This is a genomic window from uncultured Nostoc sp. (assembly GCF_964245445.1).
In the GTDB taxonomy this organism is placed as follows: domain Bacteria; phylum Cyanobacteriota; class Cyanobacteriia; order Cyanobacteriales; family Nostocaceae; genus Nostoc.
On the sequence record NZ_CAXTNE010000372.1, the window covers coordinates 1 to 6,149 of the forward strand.

General features: G+C 42.6%; 8 protein-coding genes and 1 pseudogene. 6 read left to right on the plus strand and 3 right to left on the minus strand.

From position 1 onward, the window contains the following. From ACFE90_RS35045 to ACFE90_RS35060, 4 genes and pseudogenes are all read left to right on the plus strand, one after another. A pseudogene (locus ACFE90_RS35045) lies at positions 1 to 494 on the plus strand (hypothetical protein); the annotation flags it as partial. After that, a complete protein-coding gene (locus ACFE90_RS35050) occupies positions 491 to 1,498 on the plus strand; it encodes an aldo/keto reductase (RefSeq protein WP_375506876.1) in 1,008 nt (335 codons plus the stop codon). The pseudogene ACFE90_RS35045 and the gene ACFE90_RS35050, both read left to right, overlap by 4 nt. Before the next feature lie 144 nt (positions 1,499 to 1,642). Next, complete coding sequence (locus ACFE90_RS35055; protein ID WP_375506882.1) at positions 1,643 to 1,819, plus strand: Tn3 family transposase; 177 nt, start codon at positions 1,643 to 1,645, stop codon at positions 1,817 to 1,819. A gap of 490 nt (positions 1,820 to 2,309) precedes the next feature. Further along, positions 2,310 to 2,777 carry an AAC(3)-I family aminoglycoside N-acetyltransferase gene (locus ACFE90_RS35060; RefSeq protein WP_375506877.1) on the plus strand — a complete coding sequence of 156 codons (468 nt, stop codon included), beginning with the start codon at positions 2,310 to 2,312 and terminating at the stop codon, positions 2,775 to 2,777. Positions 2,778 to 2,977: 200 nt separating this feature from the next. Here the strand turns inward: ACFE90_RS35060 and ACFE90_RS35065 are convergent, their stop codons facing one another. Both ACFE90_RS35065 and ACFE90_RS35070 read right to left on the minus strand, forming a co-directional pair. Then, positions 2,978 to 3,412: a hypothetical protein gene (locus tag ACFE90_RS35065; protein ID WP_375506878.1), complete on the minus strand. Its 435-nt coding sequence runs from the start codon at positions 3,410 to 3,412 to the stop codon at positions 2,978 to 2,980. After that, entirely contained in the window at positions 3,409 to 3,729 is a 321-nt protein-coding gene (locus tag ACFE90_RS35070; protein WP_375506879.1) for a hypothetical protein, read from the minus strand. The genes ACFE90_RS35065 and ACFE90_RS35070 overlap by 4 nt, the downstream gene beginning before the upstream one ends. A gap of 701 nt (positions 3,730 to 4,430) precedes the next feature. Between ACFE90_RS35070 and ACFE90_RS35075 the strand changes: the two genes are divergently transcribed. Continuing rightward, on the plus strand, positions 4,431 to 4,628 hold the full coding sequence (locus ACFE90_RS35075; RefSeq protein WP_375506883.1) for a transposase: 198 nt from the start codon (positions 4,431 to 4,433) through the stop codon (positions 4,626 to 4,628). A gap of 53 nt (positions 4,629 to 4,681) precedes the next feature. Here the strand turns inward: ACFE90_RS35075 and ACFE90_RS35080 are convergent, their stop codons facing one another. Continuing rightward, positions 4,682 to 4,957: a hypothetical protein gene (locus ACFE90_RS35080; protein WP_375506880.1), complete on the minus strand. Its 276-nt coding sequence runs from the start codon at positions 4,955 to 4,957 to the stop codon at positions 4,682 to 4,684. A 427-nt stretch (positions 4,958 to 5,384) separates the two neighbouring features. Here ACFE90_RS35080 and ACFE90_RS35085 point away from each other — a divergent pair, with 427 nt between their 5' ends. Continuing rightward, positions 5,385 to 6,146: a hypothetical protein gene (locus ACFE90_RS35085; protein WP_375506881.1), complete on the plus strand. Its 762-nt coding sequence runs from the start codon at positions 5,385 to 5,387 to the stop codon at positions 6,144 to 6,146. Positions 6,147 to 6,149: the final 3 nt, after the last annotated feature.

The following is a 6,149-nucleotide window of genomic DNA, read 5'->3' on the forward strand; positions in this document are numbered from 1 at the left end:
AACACGCTCTTGCCTTCCTGGATTTGCAATATATCTATGCCTTGGTACGGGGCGGTAAAGATGACTGGGCGGTAGAGATGTTAGAGAGTATGCAAACTCATGGAGAAAACGTCTTACCCTATGCACGGCGGACTTGGGTAGAGGTAGGAGTACCAGCGGCTAAGGGGATGATTGCTCATGCTCGTGGGGATTGGGAATGTGCAATCGCTCAACTAGAGGCAGTATTACCTGATTTATACTCCACAGGTGGATCTCATGCTCAACAAGATTTATTTGAGCAAATTTATCTTGATGCACTGATTCGTGATCGGCAGTATCACAAAACCTTGAATGTACTAGAAAAGCGCAATGCATCTCGTGGCAATATTCCCGTGATTCAACGGGAATTAGCTAATACCTACAGCCAGCTAGGACGCAGTGATGAAGCACATCAAGCTTCTCAACTTGCATTAGAACTATCACAACGTTATCAAAAAGTAGAGCAAACAGTATGACAACATACGTAAATCTCGGAAAAAGCGGATTAAAAGTATCACGCTTGACTCTGGGTACTATGACTTATGGTTCTCGGAAATGGCGCGAATGGGTACTAGAAGAAGAAGAAAGTCGCCCGTTTATTAAATTAGCTTTGGAATTGGGCATTAACTTCTTTGACACCGCCGATGTTTATTCATTAGGTGCTAGTGAAGAAATTCTGGGACGGGCGCTCAAAGACTTTGCCAAAAGAGATCAAGTAGTTATTGCTACCAAAGTATACAATAAAATCGGTGATGGTCCCAACGATCAGGGACTGTCTCGTAAGCATATTTTTGATGGCATTGATGCCTCATTACGGCGTTTACAAACAGATTACGTCGATTTGTACCAAATTCACCGATGGGACTACGAAACGCCCATAGAGGAAACCCTAGAGGCGCTGCATGATGTAGTCAAATCAGGAAAAGTTCGTTACTTAGGAATATCGAGTGTTTATGCATGGCAGTTTGCCAAAGCCCTTTACACGGCTGACAAACACGGTTGGAGTCGCTTTATATCTATCCAAAATCACTACAACTTAGTTTATCGAGAAGAAGAGAGAGAGATCATACCTTTATCTCTAGATCAAGGAATTGGGATTATTCCTTGGAGTCCCTTAGCGCGTGGTTTCCTGGCTGGAAATCGCAGCAAACAAGACTATGGTCAAACCGTGCGTGCAAAAACCGACGAATTCGCCCACAATCTCTACTATCAAGATTCAGATTTTCAAATAGTCGATCGTGTCGTAGAATTAGCGCAAAAACGCGGCGTGAAACCAACACAAATTGCCTTAGCTTGGTTATTGCATCAACCAGGCGTGACGGCTCCAATCGTTGGTGCTAGTAAGATAGAGCATCTCAAAGAAGCAGTTGAGGCTTTAGATTTGAAACTTTCCGATCAAGAGCGTAAATTCTTGGAAGAACCTTACACGCCACATCCCACCTTAGGACATCAGTACCCAACCACCTCTGCCAGTCGCTGATAGCAATATCTGTTATTTGGGAATGGGGAAGAAAAGCAGGGGAGCAAGGGAAAAGTTGCAGTAAGTTTTCTCGTTTGCACCTCTGCCTCTTGTACCCCATAGATAAAAAGACTCTATTCTTCAGCCGTACTTGGAGATGTAAGAATACCGGAACTTGACCGATCAGAAGAACAACAGAAAATTATTAAGTATCATGATTTGATTCCTAATGCGGTAATCTTCCACAATGTGGTTGATTTAACTAATATTCTGCGTGATTTGAAGCGTGAAGGCTATTTCATTATGCGTGAAGATGTGGCATTTAAGTCCTTACATGAATAGCCATATCAAACGATTTGGTGACTACTCGATTGACTTGGATACTTTACCACAGACATTGGATGATGTGGCAGTGTTCGTTTTCGTGTAGCTGACTCCTGTAAAGAGAATTCTTTACAAAACTTTACAAATTCTAATTACGTTAAAAAGTTTATTAGCAACATCAAAAGAGATAGATTTCGACCAAGACATATTTACTCTAATGAATCGAAAAGACCACTTAAACAATTAAAACCAATCTTCAGCTACTTCGATTTATTCCCCTTTTTGAACCAACAATTTCCCAGACGCTCCAGTCGTAAAACCCAACCCAATCGCCGCTACAGTGACGCTGGGCTTAATAAAGAATGTCGTAATTCCGATAACTGCACCCCAAAGACAGCCATAGCAGCAAGCGATAATCAACTGATTTTTGGGTTTAGCCCTTTCGTCTAATATTGTATGAACGAGCAGGATTTAGCCGTTCAGCAGGAATATAGCTTAGGAAATACCAATGAACTTAAGCATTCAACAGATTGTGCCGGAGGACGTTGCATTAATGGAAGCTCTATTAGCGACCTTTGGTGAGGCGTTCGATGAGGTGGAGACCTATGGGAATCCGCCTAGTGTAGACTATCTGCGGCAACTGCTTGATAGTGACTACTTCATTGCGATCGCCGCATTGAAAGAAGGTGAGGTCGTTGGCGGTCTGACTGCCTACGAGCTTAAAAAGTTCGAGCAGGAGCGCAGCGAGATTTACATCTACGATCTAGCTGTTGCCGCCGCACACCGACGGGAGGGGATCGCAACGGCATTAATTCAGAAGCTGAAGGAAGTAGCAGCAGCATGTGGAGCTTATGTCATTTTCGTCCAGGCGGATATTGGTGACGATCCAGCCATTAAACTTTATACAAAGCTGGGCGATCGCGAAGACGTGTTACATTTCGACATAGCAGTTAATAGCGGCAATGACAATGCCTAACGCTTATCTGAGTAGTGGCTTTTCGAGAAGAGCATACTAGAGATCGAGTCAATTTTTTACAATCTTGAGTATCACATGAGTCCTAGATCAGGAGCAATCTCATGGAGAGATAAAAAGACTCTATTTGTCATCCTTACTTAAAGATGTAAGAATACCGGAACTCGACTGGAACTTGACTGGAACTCAACCTTCAGTGTGACTTACTGGTTAACGTTAATAACGCTAAAACCATCTTTTTCGTTTCTGCACAATTGGTTAGTGTCAATCAATTGTGACAAGGCATTTCTCAAGTAAAGAACACTCTTTTTCTCTTCGCCCCACTTGCGGCTGTTTCTGATAGCAGCAAAAGAAGCTGGAGGATTAGCAGTAGCTGCAACGATCGCCACAATTTGGTCTAAATCAGTCTCAGAAATACTACTCTCTTCTACTTCCAGAAATTTCACTTCTTGATAAGGCTTTGAAAAAATGGACTCTAGATGATTAACTGCATCTGATGGAGCAATCTTCTCCCCTCTGGGTATGACTGCCCTTTCATGCTCTTGAACTAATTCCAGGAAGAATTGAAGTAATGTTCTGGCTGGATCTGGTTGCCCATTTCCTGGGTGTTTGTAGGTCTTTAACCATTCGGGAATCATGCCCAGATTGCTGCTAAGGTTCCCTTGCCCCCTCGCTGAGTACCAGCGATCGCAATGACTTGGGAACTCATCATATCTTCTACTTGAAAACCACTTTTCGTTAAAGCAGCGATAAGTGCGTTTGCCCTATTAATTAGAGGAAGATTAATTATCGCGTCTGGTACAAGCCCATCACCTGATGACTGTAACTCTGTAGGTTTAGAAAGAGAAGCAGCTTGGGTCGTCTGCCCAATATCTACAGTCGGTGAGTGAAACTGTGGGAGGTAATATTTGTGGGTTAAGAACAGAAGTAATATAAAAATAGTTAGTTTTACCAACCTTGATTTCGATTAGACGTAAAGTAAGAACTGGTGCGGCACGACGAACAGTACCAAGTTGAATCAATCGGTCTTTAACCAAATGATCATAGCTAAAAGTTTTTAAGTACTTAATAGCTGCTTTGGCTTTTAAACGAATAATAAAATGAACTTCTTGGTTAATAAGTTTTTGAAGGAATTGGAAATGATAAAAACCTCTATCAGTAAAATCAGAGTTTTAGCAGGTAGTAAATTCAGTAATTGGGCCTCAAAATTAGTCTCTAATGCAGCGGGGTTAGTGTGAAACCAAACCTCAATAGGTAAACGAGTAACCAAATCAATAACTGTACAAATTTTTCCAGCTAACTGCCCTGTTTTCAGGTCTTCTAGGCTTTTTAATTTCCGAAATAAAGCTTTTAGTGTAGAGCCATCAGCACGCCGCAGGTGGAATATTGGGGCGATGAAGACGAAAAACTAGGTCGAACACGCGAGTGGTTTCAGTACAAAAATACACATTCGCTGTGAGGGTAAAGGTAAACCAATAACTTTTATTCTTAGTCCAGGTCAACTTATGAAGTCAATTTTTCTAGAACAATTGATGTCACAAGGAGCAGTCAAGCGATAAGAGTCGGGGTCGTCCACGTTTACGTCCTTTGAGATTGGTTGGAGACAAAGGCTATATAGGTCGTCGAATACGTAATTACTTACGCCCTTAAAGTGGTATTCGTCTTACTATCCCACGACTCTCAAATGAACCACGTCGAGGTTCTAAAGCCTTTGAAATCTACCGTCAACGCAATATTGTTGAACGCGCTATCAATCGACTCAAACAGTTTCGCCGCATCGCTACCCGATATGAGAAACTTGCTGTAAATTATACAGCTATGATTACGATCGCCTCCATTCTCTTGTGGTTATAGTTTGAAAACATGCCCTAGGGGTCTGCTTTCCTCAATTGCAATACAAACTGCTGCTACCCAAATTCCTGAGAGGTTAGTTCGGCTGGCAATTTCTTGTTTATGCCTAATGTAGTTTTAAGATGTTTCAAATCAAGCTCAACATCCCAACGTTCGTCATAAAGACTAACAATATCTAACGTTGAATAAGTCTTTGTATCAAGTAAAGTAGTAACTGTTGATACTGTACGTGCGCTTAAGAGGCTGTTTGAAAAGTCGGAATATGTTCGTGAAATGTTAAAAATGCTTCCACAACCACCAGAGCCTATTTTATTAACCCAGATTTTTGCCAAGCTTATCTCTCTTGGTCGTATTCATAATGCTTCTACAGCCATTGAACCCTCGTAATTTGGCTAAGGTATTGTTAGCTATAAAAGTGTTGATTTGGTTAAATGGAAAAGTGGGAAAAGTGGGAAAAGTAGGACGTTTTATAAAAACTCTTGATCGTGCTGTTGATAAGCTGTAATTTAATGCTTAGTACATATTTGGCAAGAGTAACTTGTGATTTTTTCGATTACTAGAAATAATTTCACTTACCCAAGATTAACAGCGAATGTCAAATTATAGCGGTTCCCACTCAGGGACGGCACAACGTTATATCGCAAGGTGTAGGGGCACAGCAGTGCCGTGCCCCTACAGGTGTAACTCACGTAAATCAAAACCATTATAACGCGACTTTAATCAAGACACTGAGCTTAAACTGATAGGTTTAAATGGACAATGACTTCAAGTAAGCAACCTTTTGAGTTGCCGAGTTTTTATGTACCTTGGCCGGCACGGCTAAACCCAAACCTGGAAGCGGCACGGGTACATTCTAAAGCTTGGGCTTATGAAATGGGAATTTTGGGCGGGGCAGAGGGATCTGAAGATTATGGGATTTGGGATGAGCGCAAGTTTGATGCCCATGACTATGCACTATTGTGTTCCTATACCCATCCAGATGCCGATGAACCTATGCTCAATCTGGTAACTGATTGGTATGTTTGGGTATTTTTCTTCGACGATCACTTCCTTGAGCTTTACAAGCGTACCCAAGATATGGCTGGGGCTAAGAAGTACCTCAATGGACTACCAGCGTTTATGCCTGTGCAGCCCCAAGAAACGCCGCCAGAACCCACTAATGCCGTAGAACGGGGTTTAGTAAACCTCTGGACTCGCACCATCCCCAATGCCTCCCAAGACTGGGTAATCCGATTTTCTGAGAGTACCATCAATCTTCTCAAAGAATCTCTCTGGGAACTCGCCAATATTAGCCAAAATCGAGTTGCTAACCCTATTGAGTACATTGAGATGCGCCGTAAGGTGGGGGGAGCGCCCTGGTCAGCTAACCTAGTGGAACACGCGGTTGGAGCAGAAATTCCGGCTGCGATCGCCCCCACTCGACCCCTGCGTGTCCTCAAAGACACCTTTTCTGACGGGGTACATCTGCGAAAGGGAGCAACGCGATTTGGTGAGGTAGGATCAAAAACCAGCGATCGCTAACAA